This is a genomic window from Pauljensenia sp. UMB10120, assembly GCF_030212035.1.
GTDB lineage: Bacteria > Actinomycetota > Actinomycetes > Actinomycetales > Actinomycetaceae > Pauljensenia > Pauljensenia radingae_A.
Window position 1 is genome coordinate 45,531 of record NZ_JASODH010000003.1, and the last position, 13,816, is coordinate 59,346.

The 13,816-nt window shown below is 60.0% G+C and carries 10 protein-coding genes; 3 read left to right on the forward strand and 7 right to left on the reverse strand.

The features are described 5' to 3' along the window. Together QP093_RS03685 and QP093_RS03690 are read right to left on the reverse strand one after the other, a co-directional pair. Positions 1-1,281, reverse strand: a complete 1,281-nt coding sequence (locus tag QP093_RS03685) for a geranylgeranyl reductase family protein (protein WP_058237198.1) — start codon at positions 1,279-1,281, stop codon at positions 1-3. 158 nt (positions 1,282-1,439) lie between these two features. Beyond that, the gene (locus QP093_RS03690; protein WP_285015077.1) at positions 1,440-2,132 is read right to left on the reverse strand and encodes a class I SAM-dependent methyltransferase; all 693 of its coding nucleotides are present in this window, start codon (positions 2,130-2,132) and stop codon (positions 1,440-1,442) included. A gap of 114 nt (positions 2,133-2,246) precedes the next feature. On the opposite strand from QP093_RS03690, the gene QP093_RS03695 reads away from it, so the two are divergent. Next, a complete protein-coding gene (locus QP093_RS03695; RefSeq protein WP_285014770.1) occupies positions 2,247-3,533 on the forward strand; it encodes an isochorismate synthase in 1,287 nt (428 codons plus the stop codon). A 431-nt stretch (positions 3,534-3,964) separates the two neighbouring features. On the opposite strand, the gene QP093_RS03700 is transcribed toward QP093_RS03695, so the two are convergent. From QP093_RS03700 to QP093_RS03715, 4 genes are all read right to left on the reverse strand, one after another. Continuing rightward, positions 3,965-6,556 (reverse strand): glycoside hydrolase family 31 protein, encoded by a 2,592-nt coding sequence (locus QP093_RS03700; protein WP_285014771.1) that lies wholly within the window; start codon positions 6,554-6,556, stop codon positions 3,965-3,967. Between the two features lie 77 nt (positions 6,557-6,633). Further along, a complete protein-coding gene (locus tag QP093_RS03705; RefSeq protein ID WP_285014773.1) occupies positions 6,634-8,547 on the reverse strand; it encodes a S1C family serine protease in 1,914 nt (637 codons plus the stop codon). Between the two features lie 66 nt (positions 8,548-8,613). Beyond that, on the reverse strand, positions 8,614-10,290 hold the full coding sequence (gene menD, locus QP093_RS03710; protein WP_285014775.1) for a 2-succinyl-5-enolpyruvyl-6-hydroxy-3-cyclohexene-1-carboxylic-acid synthase: 1,677 nt from the start codon (positions 10,288-10,290) through the stop codon (positions 8,614-8,616). Continuing rightward, positions 10,287-11,390 (reverse strand): o-succinylbenzoate synthase, encoded by a 1,104-nt coding sequence (locus tag QP093_RS03715; RefSeq protein ID WP_285014777.1) that lies wholly within the window; start codon positions 11,388-11,390, stop codon positions 10,287-10,289. The genes menD and QP093_RS03715 overlap by 4 nt, the downstream gene beginning before the upstream one ends. Positions 11,391-11,416: 26 nt before the next feature. On the opposite strand from QP093_RS03715, the gene QP093_RS03720 reads away from it, so the two are divergent. Continuing rightward, on the forward strand, positions 11,417-11,761 hold the full coding sequence (locus QP093_RS03720; RefSeq protein ID WP_070725357.1) for a hypothetical protein: 345 nt from the start codon (positions 11,417-11,419) through the stop codon (positions 11,759-11,761). On the opposite strand, the gene argF is transcribed toward QP093_RS03720, so the two are convergent. Then, a complete protein-coding gene (argF, locus tag QP093_RS03725) occupies positions 11,718-12,749 on the reverse strand; it encodes an ornithine carbamoyltransferase (protein ID WP_285014779.1) in 1,032 nt (343 codons plus the stop codon). The two genes, QP093_RS03720 and argF, sit on opposite strands and share 44 nt — an antisense overlap. A gap of 31 nt (positions 12,750-12,780) precedes the next feature. Between argF and QP093_RS03730 the strand changes: the two genes are divergently transcribed. Continuing rightward, the gene (locus QP093_RS03730; protein ID WP_285014781.1) at positions 12,781-13,761 is read left to right on the forward strand and encodes a 1,4-dihydroxy-2-naphthoyl-CoA synthase; all 981 of its coding nucleotides are present in this window, start codon (positions 12,781-12,783) and stop codon (positions 13,759-13,761) included. Positions 13,762-13,816: the final 55 nt, after the last annotated feature.

Sequence of the window (13,816 nt, forward strand, 5' to 3'; positions counted from 1 at the left end):
TCATACCTTGGGCACCACCTTCGTGAGGGTAGTAATCAGACGGTCGTCCCATTGACCGCCGCTACGTTCAAAACCATCTGATAACAGTTTATGGACAAGTGTCATCAAGCGTGGGATTCCAAGCCCCGTATGTGTACACAAGTGCATCACTTTCGGGTTCTCGATCAGCCGCACGAAGATTCGTCCCATGGAATAGTACCCGCCATATTCCTGTTTCATCGCATGAGGGTACTCTTCCATCGCCTTATCCATGCCGGCAAGCGTCGTGCGGGCAAGACCCTGAGCCATCGCCATTGCAGCAAGACGACCCGCTTTCAGGGCCGGCGCGATTCCCTCGCCGTTGAAGGGTGAGACCATTCCGCCAGCATCACCCACCAGCACCAGTGAGTTCGCGTAGTGGGGTGTGCGGTTAAAGCTCATCGGCAACGCTGCGCTGCGCAGGGAGCCAACCTGATTGTCAGGCGTGAAACCCCACTCGTCGGGAAGGGAATCGACCCATTGCTTCAGCACTTTGTGGTACGGCAGTTTGGTTGCCTTCGCATCTGAAGAGACTGATCCCAAGCCGACGTTGACGGTGCCGTCACCCATCGGGAAGATCCAGCCGTAACCGGGCAGCGGTTCGGATTTGCCGGGCTGTCCTGCATACAGTTCGAGGTGGGATTCCATCCACTCTTCATTTGAGCGAGGTGAGCGGAAGTACGTGCGTGCCGCCACTCCGAGGGGACGGCGCGGATTCTTTTCACGTCCCATTGCGGTGGCCAGTCGCGCCGACACGCCGCCTGCATCCACCACAAGTTTGGCGTGGAACTCGACATCTTCAGCGTCTTTACCCTGCCCGATGCGCGCGCGCACGCCAGTGATGCGCCCAGTTGAGTCAGTCAACGGTCCTGTCACCGTACAGTTTTCGACCAGGCGCGCACCACGATTGCATGCGTGCTGAATGAGGTCTTGGTCGAGTTCCGTGCGGCGACGTGTCATGCCGTATCCGGGCAGTGATTTTTGGTCAGGCCATTCCAGTTGCAGGCGATGCCCGCCACCAATGACCGTCAATCCGCGGTTACGCGTCCACGTGCTTGTATCGACGCCCATCACAATGAGTTCGTACACGGCTGCAGGGGTCAGCCCGTCGCCGCATATCTTGTCCCGCGGGAATGATGCTTTTTCAAGTACGAGGGCATCAATGCCGGCACTTGCCAGGTGGTAGGCAGTTGATGCACCTGCCGGCCCGCCACCGACGATTACGACGTCAGCATCATCATGCTTCGCCACACCGTCAGACACAGTGTCTCCTCTACTTGTTGTCAAGCCTCATTCGACTAGCACCCTACTCCGATTGCCCCAAAGGGCGCATTTCGTCATTTTGGCGCGAAAAAAGACTGGTTCTTTGATGTATTTGAGAAAGGGGGCCTTTACCTATTTCAGGTATCGTGAAGCGCGTCTCATTGGGCACGTCGGGCACGATGCAGCGCAACGATGCCGCCTGTCAGATTCCTGTACTCCACGCTCTCCCATCCGCTCCGCGCGATCATCTGCCCCACAGTGATCTGGTCGGGCCAGCTCTGGATCGTCTCAACCAGGTAGTCGTACGCCACGTCGTCAGATGAAACCAGGCGTGCCAGCGTCGGCATGACCACCATCTGGTGGATGCGGTACAGGCGCGAGAAAATCGGGTCAGTCGGGTGGGAGAATTCACAGATCACCAGTCGCCCGCCCGGTTTCGTCACGCGTGCCATTTCACGCAAGGCGCGTTCCGGGTCGCTGATATTGCGCAGCCCGTACGACATGGTCACGGCGTCGAATGTCGCGTCTCCGAATTGGAGGTTGGTGGCATCGCCCTGAACAAATGAGATCTCCGGGTGGCGCTCACGGCCTACCGCAATCATTCCTTCTGACAGGTCGCACGCCGTCACGCGTGCGCCACCGGCAGCGATCGCCGCAGCTGATGCACCGGTTCCGGCAGCAAGGTCGAGGATTTCCTCCCCAGGCTCGCCATCGACTGCAGTGCGCAATGCGCGCAGCCACACATGATCCATCCCACCGCTGGCAAGTGCATTCATCATGTCGTATCGACGTGCCACGGAATTAAACATTGCCGCAACTTCGCCGGGATCCTTATTCAGTTGCGCGCGCATGCCCGCCGGTGAGCTGTCGTCATTGAGGTCAGCGTCCTGGTCATAGACGTCGTAGTTCAGACCTGCCGTTTCATTCATGTCTCTATCTTTTCATGGTCTGGATACGATGGCCTCATGTCTGGCACTTTCGGTTCCGTATCTCTCAATGGCAAACTCCACGTCTCTATTGCTCCACTACCGCCTTCACACCTCTGTGCGACGCGTCCGCTGGCCTCACTGCTGCCCAGCCCTGCAGACGCGTTGACGTGGTTGGGAGATCGCTGTTCGATCGTTGCCGATGGGCGCACTGCCACGATCACTGTGACAGGTACACAGGCCATCAGACAGGCGTCGTCAGAGTGGACGAACGTGTGCCAGGACGCCCTCGTCGATACTGATTCGACAATTGACGAGGGGAGCTCACGCCTTTGTGGACCGGTTGCATTGGCCTCGTTCGGTTTTGCATGGAATACGCGCGGTGTCCTGATCATTCCGCACACCGCAATCGTCGAGCGCGATGGCGCGCGCTTCGTGATCACGACAGCGCTCGACCAGGATCCTGCTGATCCGATTCAGGCAGCCTCCGCTCTTGCCGAGGCAGCGCTCAGTACGCAGCTGACTACGCCGAAAGGACTGATGACACAGGCCGGGCGTATGACGCAGAACCAGTGGCTCAGCGCGGTGCGCCGCGTGATCCGGCGCCTGAACTCGGGAGCAGCATCGAAAGTGGTGATGAGTCGCGACATGGTCGTGGACAGTCCGACCGCTATGGATGAGCGATACCTGGTCACCCAGTTGCACGAGCAGTTTCCTTCGACCTGGACATATGCCGTTGCCGGTTTAGTGGGCGCCACACCGGAGATATTGGCGTCTAAAGAAGCTGATCATGTGTACTCGCGCGTCCTGGCTGGCACTGCAGCTCCCGGAAATGCTGACGAGTTGATGTCGTCAGATAAGAATCGTCGTGAACACGCGCTGGCCGTTGAATCTGTCACCCGCCGCCTCGAACCGATGGCCACGTCCGTCGAGTGCCCGTCCCAGCCTAGCGTGATCGAACTTCCAAACGTCATTCACCTGGCAACCGAAGTCAACGCTGTTGTGCCGGATCACTCCCTCCTCGACGTGGTGGCTGCTTTACATCCCACGGCAGCGGTGTGCGGCACACCGACAACACTGGCGTACGATCTGCTGGAATCCTTCGAGCAGACTCGTCGCGGCCGCTATTCAGGCCCGGTGGGCTGGGTTGATGCGAATGGCGACGGTGAGTTCGGCATTGCGTTGCGATGCGGACAGTTCACGCGTGAGCGCACACAGATCCGTGTCTTCGCTGGTGGGGGCATCATGCCTGACTCCGTGCCGGAGATGGAACTGGCCGAAACGCGCGCGAAGATGTCCCCTGTTCTGGACGCGCTGGGCGTGTAGATTGCGCGATTGGGTACTGGTGGTATCCGCCTAACGGAAGTATCGGCGGCCGTGTGGCGCGGCGTGGTGTGGTTGCCTCGGTGACGACGCTGCGGCGGCGCGGCGTGGTCACGTCGGTGCGGGCGTGCGTGCACCGACCCCTCAAACTGGCGGGCGCACGTGCATATACCCCTAAAAAGTCTCGCCAGAATGCACATACCCCTAGAATTGGCGGTTAGCCATTTCATCGCTTTCCCATATGCGCAGGTCACGGGGTGTTGCGCGGAGAGCGCCAGCGGACGGTCGCGGTTCTTCTAGGGGTATGTGCACAAAATGCCGAAGATTTAGGGGTATGTGCACAAAAAGATCGAAAATCTAGGGGAATGTGCACGATTCAGCCTTAAATCTAGGGGGTCGTGCGCCGACAGTCGGGCGATGCGTGAAAAGAGCCTCTACCTAGATGACGATGCTGGCGGACATGCGGGAACTACATGCGGCTGGGAGGTTCGGGTCAGGATCTCATCGAGAGCGCTGCGCACGCTGTCAGGAACCACAAGGTATTCGGGTTTGTGCGGCCACTGTATCGTCGGGGTTGGCTCACCCAAAGAGACGAGGCCACCCAAAGCGCGTTCACCTTCCTCACGAATCATCTCGATCGCGCGTTCCTTGGCCGGATAGCCGATCTGCGCCTTGAACAGCAGGTCGAATGCGTCATCAAACCACGGATCGTCCGCCACTGTCAGTGCTTCCGCAGACATCTCAACCGTAACCTGCTGATCTGCCGGAACGTCAGCAATCGTGACTTCATAGGACAAGGTCTTGTTGCAGTAGGTCAGCGCCACGCGTTCAGAGGCAACCTTGTCGTTGTTGACGGTGATCGTCACGTCACCCTCGTCAATGGGCGCAACGCCGCGGAAGACGAGGGTCCACGTGCGCGTGGCCGGGAGAACGTCGACATGGTCGGCAGGCGGGTAAATGGTGAAGGTACGCGTGTCGGAATCATCGGCAGGCGACCAGTTCAGTGAAAGAGTGGTTGCGGCCCATGCGACATTTTCCTGTGCGGCTCCGTCATCTTCCCACAGGACGAACTCACCATTATCACCGGGCATGACGATGACGCGCAGATGCTCGGGGTTGTCAACATTGTTGAGCTGGTCGGGCGCGTTATCCTGCAGCGGGATGATTGCGCCTGCGGGAGCGAAAACCGGGTAAGAATCCAGATCGCGCCATACGCGCAGGCGACGGCCGGCTTCACCGCGAGATTCGACTCGTCGACCTGTAAAGAAATCGAACCACGTGCCGCGCGGGAACCAGACGTCGGCCTGGGCTTTCATCGTGTCGTGCTCGCGTGGATCAGTGATGGCAGCGACCAGCAGCTGCGAACCGAAGCGGAATTCGTGCGGGTGATCGCAGGCATCGGCAGTCTCGGGTGCCTGCCAGTACATCGGCTCAACGAGCGGCCGCCCCTCGTAAGCGGTGTGCCTGTTCATCGTGTACAGGTAGGGAATCAGTTGGTGGCGCAGACGAAGTGCCTGGTTCATCACGCTGCGCGTCTCGTCGTGGAAGTTCCACGGCTCCTTTGAGTTGAAAGCTGATTCAGTGGAGTGCAGGCGGTTGATCGGGCTGAAGGTACCCAACTGGTACCAGCGTGCCTCCAGTTCTTCGTCGCGCACACCGAACATATGTCCGCCGATGTCGTGGCTCCACCAGGAGTATCCGATGTTGGAGGCCGTGGATGTGAAGAAGGGTTGGAACTTGAGCGAGTCCCACGACACGACCGTGTCGCCGGAGAATCCAACCGGGTAGCGGTGTGAGCCTGGCCCTGCGTAGCGCGAGAAGGTCAGCGGACGCTCCCCTGCCTGCGCGGAATCGAGGAAATGCAGGTGGTTGATCATCCATAACGGGTCCAGGCCGGGCTGACGGGTTGTTCCGCCTTGCTGCCAGTCAAGCCACCAGAAGTCGACCCCTTCCTTTTCCATGGGGTGAATGACTTCTTCGAAGTAGATCTGCATGAAGCGCGGATCTGTCAGGTCAAATTCGGCCGGGTCCTCACTGGCCGGATCGATTCCCATGCGTGTGGCGACCCGCTGGTACGCCTCTTCAAAGGCACGGATCCCGTCGGCCGGATGCAGATTCAGCGTCGTGCGCAGCCCCCGTTGATGGAGCCAATCGAGGAACTGTTCAGGTTGCGGGAACAGGTCACGATTCCATGTGAATCCAGTCCATCCGGTGCCGTACTTCGGGTCAATGTCGTGGACAAGGTGCCAGTCCATGTCGATTACGGCAACGGACAGTGGCACGCGCTCGTTCTCAAAGCGTGTGATGAGCTCGCGGTATTCCTCGTCCGAATAGGCGTGGTAGCGGCTCCACCAGTTGCCCAGTGTGAAGCGCGGCAGCAGCGGGGTCGGGCCTGTCAGCTGATAGAAGTCGCGCACCGCGTCCGCAAAATCATGCCCGTAGGCAAACAGATAGAAGTCGTGGGACGAGGGTGTCGCTCCGGACGGCTCATCCGGATTACGGGGCTGGACCCACGTACCGAATGCGTTGTCATGCCCGTCAACTTCGCTGACTTCGCGGATCAGGTTGGACTGGGAATCATCGATCACAGCCCACCCGTCGAATGCTGCGAGGCCTTCGTCCAGTTCAACAGGACCGTCGATCTGGTCGAGTGTACGGGCGGTGCCGCCCAGGTTGGCCCGAGCCGGTTCCGAGAAACGCCAGGTGGATCCCACGCCCTTGATAAACGCAGACAGCCCGAAACGGGAAAACGGTTTTTCGTCGTAGGTGATACGCACAGCGTCCGTATCGATCAGGACGCGCCCGTCGCGCCGGGTGACGCGGAATTTTGGAGTATCCCCAAAACTGCGGTTCAGAACGATCTGAGTGGCGTCGTCAACGAATTCGTCGGTGTCGGACCATTCGAATCGGATCAGCCGGTCGGTGATGATGCCGATGCGCCAGTGGGGCCCGCTCACTGTTCGCTGCGGATCCATCGAGGGGCGTGCCCCTATTTTGTCCATACTGAACAGTGAGTCGGCCACCATGGCGCTGTATCCTTCCAAGTTCAGGAGATATTGACCCGTTTAACAAGATGTTGACACGAGCATAGATCCTGGCATTTCTATTTCTGGATCTGCGATTGGAGTGTCACATCTGCGCTGGTCAGTTTGCCGTCACGCACATATTCGATGCTGACGTGGTCGCCTCCAGTGTAACGGCGAATGTAGCCGGTCAGAGACTTTCCGGATTCAACCGCATTACCGTCGACGGCGGTAATGACGTCACCAGCTTTCAGCCCTGCCTCGGCCGCGGCTGAGCCATTGTTGACCTCGCTGATGGCGGCACCCATGCGCGTGGTGCCATCGACTGTGGCTGTGCCGGTTGTAATGAGCACGCCCAACACAGCGTGGTCGACTTGTCCGTTCGCGATGATCTGTTCAGCGACAGACTTCACGAGGTCCGATGGAATTGCGAAACCAAGTCCGATCGAGCCTGCAGATGAGGAATCTGAGCCCATAGATGCGATCGATGAGTTAATACCGATGACTTTGCCCTGGGCGTCAAAGAGCGGTCCGCCGGAGTTTCCCGGGTTGATCGAGGCGTCCACCTGAATCGCATTGGTGATGACCGATGGGCTGGTTTCCTTGTTCTGATTTTGAGGAAGCTGTCCGAAGGGGTCACGTGGGTCGATCTGCTGCTGGTTGTCCTGTTGTTCGGTTGCCACCTCGACTGGGCGGTTCAGTGCCGAGACGACGCCGGTGGTGACGGTTGAAGACAGACCCAGTGGCGATCCGATCGCCATCACGTCCTGTCCCACCTGGACATCCGCAGATGACCCGAATGCGGCGACAGACAGGTCTGCGGGAGGATCCACAATCTGCAGCACGGCCAGGTCGGTACTCGAATCGACGCCGACAATTTCGGCGGCATAGATTCGCCCGTCAGACAAGGTCACGCTGATTCGACCATTTGAGGCATTTTCAGCCGCTGATACAACGTGGTAGTTCGTCACGATGTGACCGGCTGAGTCGTACACGACGCCCGATCCGATGTCGGCTGTTTGCCCGCCTTGGACGTTGATGGACACCGTTGCGGGAGAGACCGCTGCGGCAACTTCTGCCCACGTCGCATCACTGCTGATGACAGGTGCAGGTTGTTGCGAGGCGTGCGAACTCTGCGAACTGGTAGCGGTTGCCGTCGAATTATTTGAACCGACGAATTCATTAATCCCCCACGCGCCGCCAAGAGACAGGGCGACGGCCACAAGCATCGCAGCAGCAACTGCGCCCCAGCCCGGGCCATTCTTCCGCGTCTTTCGTGCACGTTTCGTCGAGGATGCCGGCGCGGCAGTGGCGACTCGACCATAGGAAGCGGATCCGGGCTGAAGGTTCGGTGATGCGTAGGGATTGCGGGAATCGTGCGAGTACTGGTCACCTCGTGACGGACCTGCATACTGGCCGGATTGCGTGTACTGGCCGTTCGCCCCCTGAGCATACTGGCTAGCTCGTGAATACTGGCCGCCCTGCAGGTATTGCGTGCGCTCAGGTGACTCACCTTGGTCATACGACTGCCTGTGCCCGTACGACTGGTTCTGGCCACTCGCCGCACTTTCTCCATACGACTGGGAGCTCGGGGCTACGAAGCCATCGCTGCCGCCTGCGTAGGCCGAAGAACCGCGCCCTGCGTAGCTGGGCCCGTCCGGGCGGATATATTCCGTCGAGTTCGAGGGCGACCCGTAGGCATATCGGGATCCCTGCTGAACCTGCCGGCTCTGCTCGGTTTGCTCACTCGACTGGCCCTGATATCCCTGATCGCCCTGATTTCTCTGATCGCTCTGATAACCTCGCTCCTTGAGATCACTCTGCTCACCCAGATCGCCCCGTTCGGCGCCATCGCGATCGGAACGCGGCAGGTCACTCGGCGGCATATATGCCGACGAGTGGTCAGAGGTTTCCTGTGGCGCGTAAGCGTCGCGCCCATCTGGTGTCTCGTTCTGATCATTGAATTCAGATCGAGGAAATTGCTCGTTTGTCATACGTCCTTCTTTTTCTGGTCTGTGTGATGCCCAGTATGACAAGGGATCTTCCAGATGACCTGAAGGTTATCTGGAAGTTTTCTGAGAACGTGAAGGTGTGAGAATTCTCCGCATACCGTCAGCATCCCTCGTCAATTTGACATGAATCACAGACGGTTCATCGATGGGGAGCGCCAGGGCCTCTGCCACATCATCCAGGCTCACGGCCGCGCAGTAAGACCACCCGTAGGCTCGGCATAGTGATTCGATATCAACGCTCTGCGCGCAGCCAAACCATCGCTCGTACATCGATTGAGGTGCCTGTCCATGTTCAAGCGAGGCGAAAATGGATCCGCCCTGATCGTCCAGAACAATGATCGACAGCGCTCCACCACCGCGAAGCGCCAGTGCCGACGCATCATGGAAAAAAGTCAGATCCCCCATCACCGCGCGCACGCGCGCACCGTTGGCACTGCAGCCCCACGCCGTGGCAATCGTGCCGTCAATCCCGGCCAGACCGCGGTTCGACACGACGCTCGCCTGGGCAGGCGTACGGATCGCCAGGTCGAAAGCACGCACAGTGTTTGATGCTCCCAGAACCAGTACGTCGGTTCCAGTGTCGCGCCAGATCAGGTCCGCCACAGTGAGCATAGAGAACTGCTCGGGATCGAGCGCATCATCGGCATACCCTGAACGCTCACGCAGAGAGTCACGCCACTCGCCCCCCTCGCCCAGAGGCACATCACACAGCGAGGGCACAACACTGCTCGCCCTGCCTGCAACATCTGGCCATTCCGTATGCTCGCTGACCACTACGATGCGAGTATCATCGCGCGCAAGAAGCCTGGAAACAGGGCGCGACAACGTCGGTCGCCCCGTCACGATGACCTGCTCGATCTGGCTGAGCACGTCACTGTCACTGAGAATGCTTTGCTGATGCGGAATCCACGCGGAGCTTCCTGTCAGCCCACTGGTCGGCTCAGCGAGCAGCGGGATCCCGGCGCGCTCAGCCCATGCGGCGCTGTCGCGATGAGCACCGTCGCCGGCAATCATCACAGTGCGCAGATTCGGATCCACCACCTGCCGCCACGGGACCGGCTCACGCTCACATAAGAAGAAGCGGGTCGCAGAAACGGCGGGGTCACCCTCGTTCATCAGGATTTTCTCAAGGTCACCGGCACTGGCAGGTGCAAGAGGATCACGAAGTGCGACATTGAGGTGGACCGGGCCGCGATCGGTGGCTGACCATCCGCGAGCGGCAGCGACGAGGCGTCCAACGCGGGCCGTCAAAGCCCGGTCAGCAGTGGTATCAGCGGGAATGTCACACGTCATCGACACCTGCGAGGCAAAGATCCCCGCCTGCGTCGTCGTTTGCGAAGCTCCCACGGATCGCATTTCGAAGGGACGGTCAGCGCTGACCACGATCAACGGCAGATGGGAATGGTGAGCTTCGGCGATGCCGGCGTGCATCTCGGCAACGGCTCCACCTGACGTCATGATCAGCGCAACGGGCCGAGGCTCATGTGCCGCAGGAGTGAAGTCAGGTGTGGCCAACTCGTCGGCGCGAGACAGGCCGCCTGCAAAGAAGGCGGCATCACGCTCATCGAGCACAATCCACGTTCGGATATCGAGGTGGCGCTCACACGCGTCAAGCGCATAGGCGAACGGGGCTGATCGCGACCCGGGACTGTAGACGAAGTCACGCACACCGTGAGCTGCGAGCGCACGAACGATTCCAAGAGCAAGGCGAAGTGACTGAGTCATTGGCGTTCCTCATTCAGCACGGCGCACATGGCGTCTAATCGGTCGATCCACCTGTCCCGGCATCCGGCCGGCAGGGGGCATGCGTCAATCAATTTCTCATCCACTCTCATGTCATGCATCTGAATTCGGCCTGACTCCACTTTGAGCGGTTCGCGCACGGTGTCAGCATCGAACAGTTGCGCAGTTGCCAGTCCGCACGCCGTTTCGACAGGCAGGCAAGCCGCCAGTTGGAGGCCGCGCGCCAGCCCAATGGATGATTCGAGGGCGGAGGAGACCACTACTTTGATGCCAGCTCGTTCAGCAATCTCACGTGCTGCGCGCGCCCCTCCCAGCGGGGCAAGCTTGATGATCGCCACGTCGGCAGCGTGGGCACGAATAACGGCATAGGGATCTTCGGCACGTCGGATCGACTCGTCAGCGGCTATTGGCACGTCAACGCGGGCCCGCACGCGCGCCAGCTCTTCGACTGTGCGGCACGGTTGTTCCGCGTATTCCAGGCCACCGGCGCTGGCCGCTGCTTCGTGCAGCGCAGTAATCGCCGCGATAGCAGTGGGCACGTCCCACGCCATGTTGGCATCGATGCGCACATGCGGATCATCGCTGATGCGGGCAAGCTCGCGGGCAACAGCGGCAACGCGTTCACAGTCCTGGTCCACAGTCATCCCCGGGTCTGCCACCTTCACTTTGGCGGTAGTACATCCTCCGCTGGCTTGCACACGCTCGGCTGCCTCAGCTGGCGTTCCGACAGGGATCGTGACATTGACGGGGACGCTGGTGCGCCGGGCCGTGGGCGGCGTCTGCGTTGCAGCTTCGAGGGCGGCCATCAGCCACCGTGAGGATTCAGGCGGGCCATAATCCCAAAACGGCGCCGCTTCTGACCAGCCTTCAGGGCCGTGCAGCAGGAGGCCTTCTCGCTCCGTGACTCCACGAAAGCGCGTGATGAGCGGCGTGTGGTAGATCAGGACGGTGTCGATAGCGTCCAGCGTGCGGCGCGTGGCCGGTGCCAGCTCAGCGATGCGGACCTGTTCGATCGCGCATGAAGCGCCCGATCTTTCGCGAAGCGGATCGCCTGAGATTTGAGAGTGGTCATTATGTAACATCGCAGCCCTCCACGTAGGGTGGGATCATGATTCTGATTGCCTTGCTCTTCGGATTGGTGGTGCTGGCAGCGGCACTGTGGCTGCGTACCGATTCTCCGCGTTCACGATGGTGGCAGAACGCGAACGGACTGGTGGATGAGAAAATGGCGTTCGCCACGATCCCGGGCCTGGCTGGCGTGCTGCTCGGCATCAGTATCCTCGCATTGGGGTCGATGATTCCCAACCCCGCTGGCCGCTGGATTACAGGCGCGGCAGGTGCTCTGCTCCTCATAGCCGGTATTGTCGTCTCCATGATGGCCTTTGGACGAAAGCCGTTGCCGTCGTGGCTCACGCCTTCGTGGTATCACTCCGACCCAAAGCGGCGACCATAACAGCTTTAATCGTGTGCATGCGGTTCTCGGCCTGATCGAAGACGATGGAGCGCGGCCCCTCAAACACCTCGTCGGAAACTTCGATTCCATCCAGGTCAAACTCGTCAAAGATCTGCTGTCCGACGGTGGTCTTCAGATCGTGGAATGACGGCAGGCAGTGCATGAATTTCGCATCGGGACCGGCTTGTGCCATGAGCGCTTCGTCAACGCGGTAGCTGCGCAGCAGGTCGATGCGGTGCGCCCACACATCCTTAGGCTCCCCCATCGACACCCAGATGTCCGTGTGGACAAAGTCGACGCCAGCGACTGCGTCGACATCCTCGGTAATGGTCAGACGCGCACCCGACTCGTCGGACCGTGCCTGAGCCGCCTCGATGACGTCTTGCGGTGGCCATAGTTCCTTCGGTGCAATGATGCGGGTGTCCATGCCGAGGATCGCGCCGTTCACCAACAGGGACCGCCCCATGTTGAAACGCGCGTCCCCGACGTAGGCGTAGGCAATGTCATGGTCGTCCACGCCCTCGCTGTGTTCTCTCATCGTGAGTGTGTCAGCCAGCATCTGCGTGGGGTGCCATTGGTCGGTCAGGCCGTTGAATACCGGAACGCCTGAGTACTGTGCCAGCGTGTCCACAACTGATTGGTCGTCACCGCGGTACTCGATCGCGTCGAACATACGTCCCAGCACACGAGCGGTGTCCTCGATGGATTCTTTGTGTCCCATCTGTGAGCCTTGCGGATCGAGGTAAACGGTGTGGGCTCCCTGGTCTGCTGCCCCGACCTCGAATGCGCAGCGCGTGCGTGTCGATGTTTTCGCAAAGACGAGGGCGACGTTGCGTCCACTCATGAGTTGTTGTTCAGTGCCATTCTTCTTGGCTGCTTTCAGCGCTGCTGACAGGCATAGCAGGTTGTCCCATTCTTCGCGCGTGAAGTCAAGTTCACGAAGCAGGGATTGTCCGGGGCGCAGCATGGATGACAGATCTGTACTCATGGCTTCCAGATTAGCCGCTAGTGTGGAGGTCATGAGTGCTCTTCCATTTGTGTCCGACACCTTCGATCCTGATCGCTGGCGTGTTGTCGAGGGGTTCGAGGACCTGACCGACATGACGTATCATCGCGGAATTTCGCGCGGATCTTGCGACGGAGCGGCAGCCGGACAAGATCTGCCCTGGGTTCGTATTGCCTTTGATCGCCCAGACATTCGCAATGCTTTTCGACCGCTGACTGTCGATGAGTTGTACCGCTGTCTGGATCATGCGCGGATGAGCAGTGATGTTGCCGCGATCATCCTGACTGGCAACGGGCCGTCTGCCCGTGACGGTGGCTACGCGTTTTGTTCGGGTGGTGATCAGCGTGTTCGAGGCAACGACGGGTACCGCTACGAGGTGGATGGTGCTGACGCGGACGCCGATGTGTCGAGCCGGCGTGAGCAGATCGATCCGGCTCGGGCGGGACGTCTGCATATTTTGGAGGTTCAGCGCCTGATCCGCACCTGTCCGAAAGTCGTGATCGCTGCAATTACCGGGTGGGCTGCCGGTGGCGGTCACTCATTAGGAGTCGTGTGTGATCTGGCGGTCGCTTCCCGCGAACATGCTCAGTTCATGCAAACGGATGCCAACGTGGGGTCCTTTGATGCGGGGTACGGTTCGGCGCTGCTGGCCCGTCAGGTCGGTGATCGGCGCGCACGCGAGATTTTCTTCCTGGCTCGCCGCTATGACGCGGCAGAGGCGGAAGCGTGGGGAGCCATCAATCGTGCGGTGCCGCATGAGGATGTGGAAAACGTGGCGCTGGAGTGGGCGCACACGGTTGCCGGCAAGTCTCCACAGGCGATCCGCATGTTGAAGTTTGCGTTCAATCTGGCTGACGATGGTCTTGCCGGGCAGCAGGTGTTCGCCGGGGAGGCAACCCGGATGGCGTATATGACGGCGGAGGCTCAGGAGGGGCGTGACGCGTTCCTCGAGCACCGCTCCCCCGACTGGTCGACCTTCCCGTACTACTACTAAAGCCGGCCGGCTGACAGCTGGCCATTCATACTGCTGACGCGTGGCCCGTTGTCGG

Coding starts and splice junctions, on each gene's coding strand:
- QP093_RS03690 (WP_285015077.1), bottom strand. CDS start 2,132: ATGCGCGCGCAACTGAATAAGGATCCCGGCGAAGTTGCGGCAATGTTT.
- QP093_RS03695 (WP_285014770.1), top strand. CDS start 2,247: ATGTCTGGCACTTTCGGTTCCGTATCTCTCAATGGCAAACTCCACGTC.
- QP093_RS03700 (WP_285014771.1), bottom strand. CDS start 6,556: ATGGTGGCCGACTCACTGTTCAGTATGGACAAAATAGGGGCACGCCCC.
- QP093_RS03705 (WP_285014773.1), bottom strand. CDS start 8,547: ATGACAAACGAGCAATTTCCTCGATCTGAATTCAATGATCAGAACGAG.
- menD (WP_285014775.1), bottom strand. CDS start 10,290: ATGACTCAGTCACTTCGCCTTGCTCTTGGAATCGTTCGTGCGCTCGCA.
- QP093_RS03715 (WP_285014777.1), bottom strand. CDS start 11,390: ATGTTACATAATGACCACTCTCAAATCTCAGGCGATCCGCTTCGCGAA.
- QP093_RS03720 (WP_070725357.1), top strand. CDS start 11,417: ATGATTCTGATTGCCTTGCTCTTCGGATTGGTGGTGCTGGCAGCGGCA.
- argF (WP_285014779.1), bottom strand. CDS start 12,749: ATGAGTACAGATCTGTCATCCATGCTGCGCCCCGGACAATCCCTGCTT.
- QP093_RS03730 (WP_285014781.1), top strand. CDS start 12,781: ATGAGTGCTCTTCCATTTGTGTCCGACACCTTCGATCCTGATCGCTGG.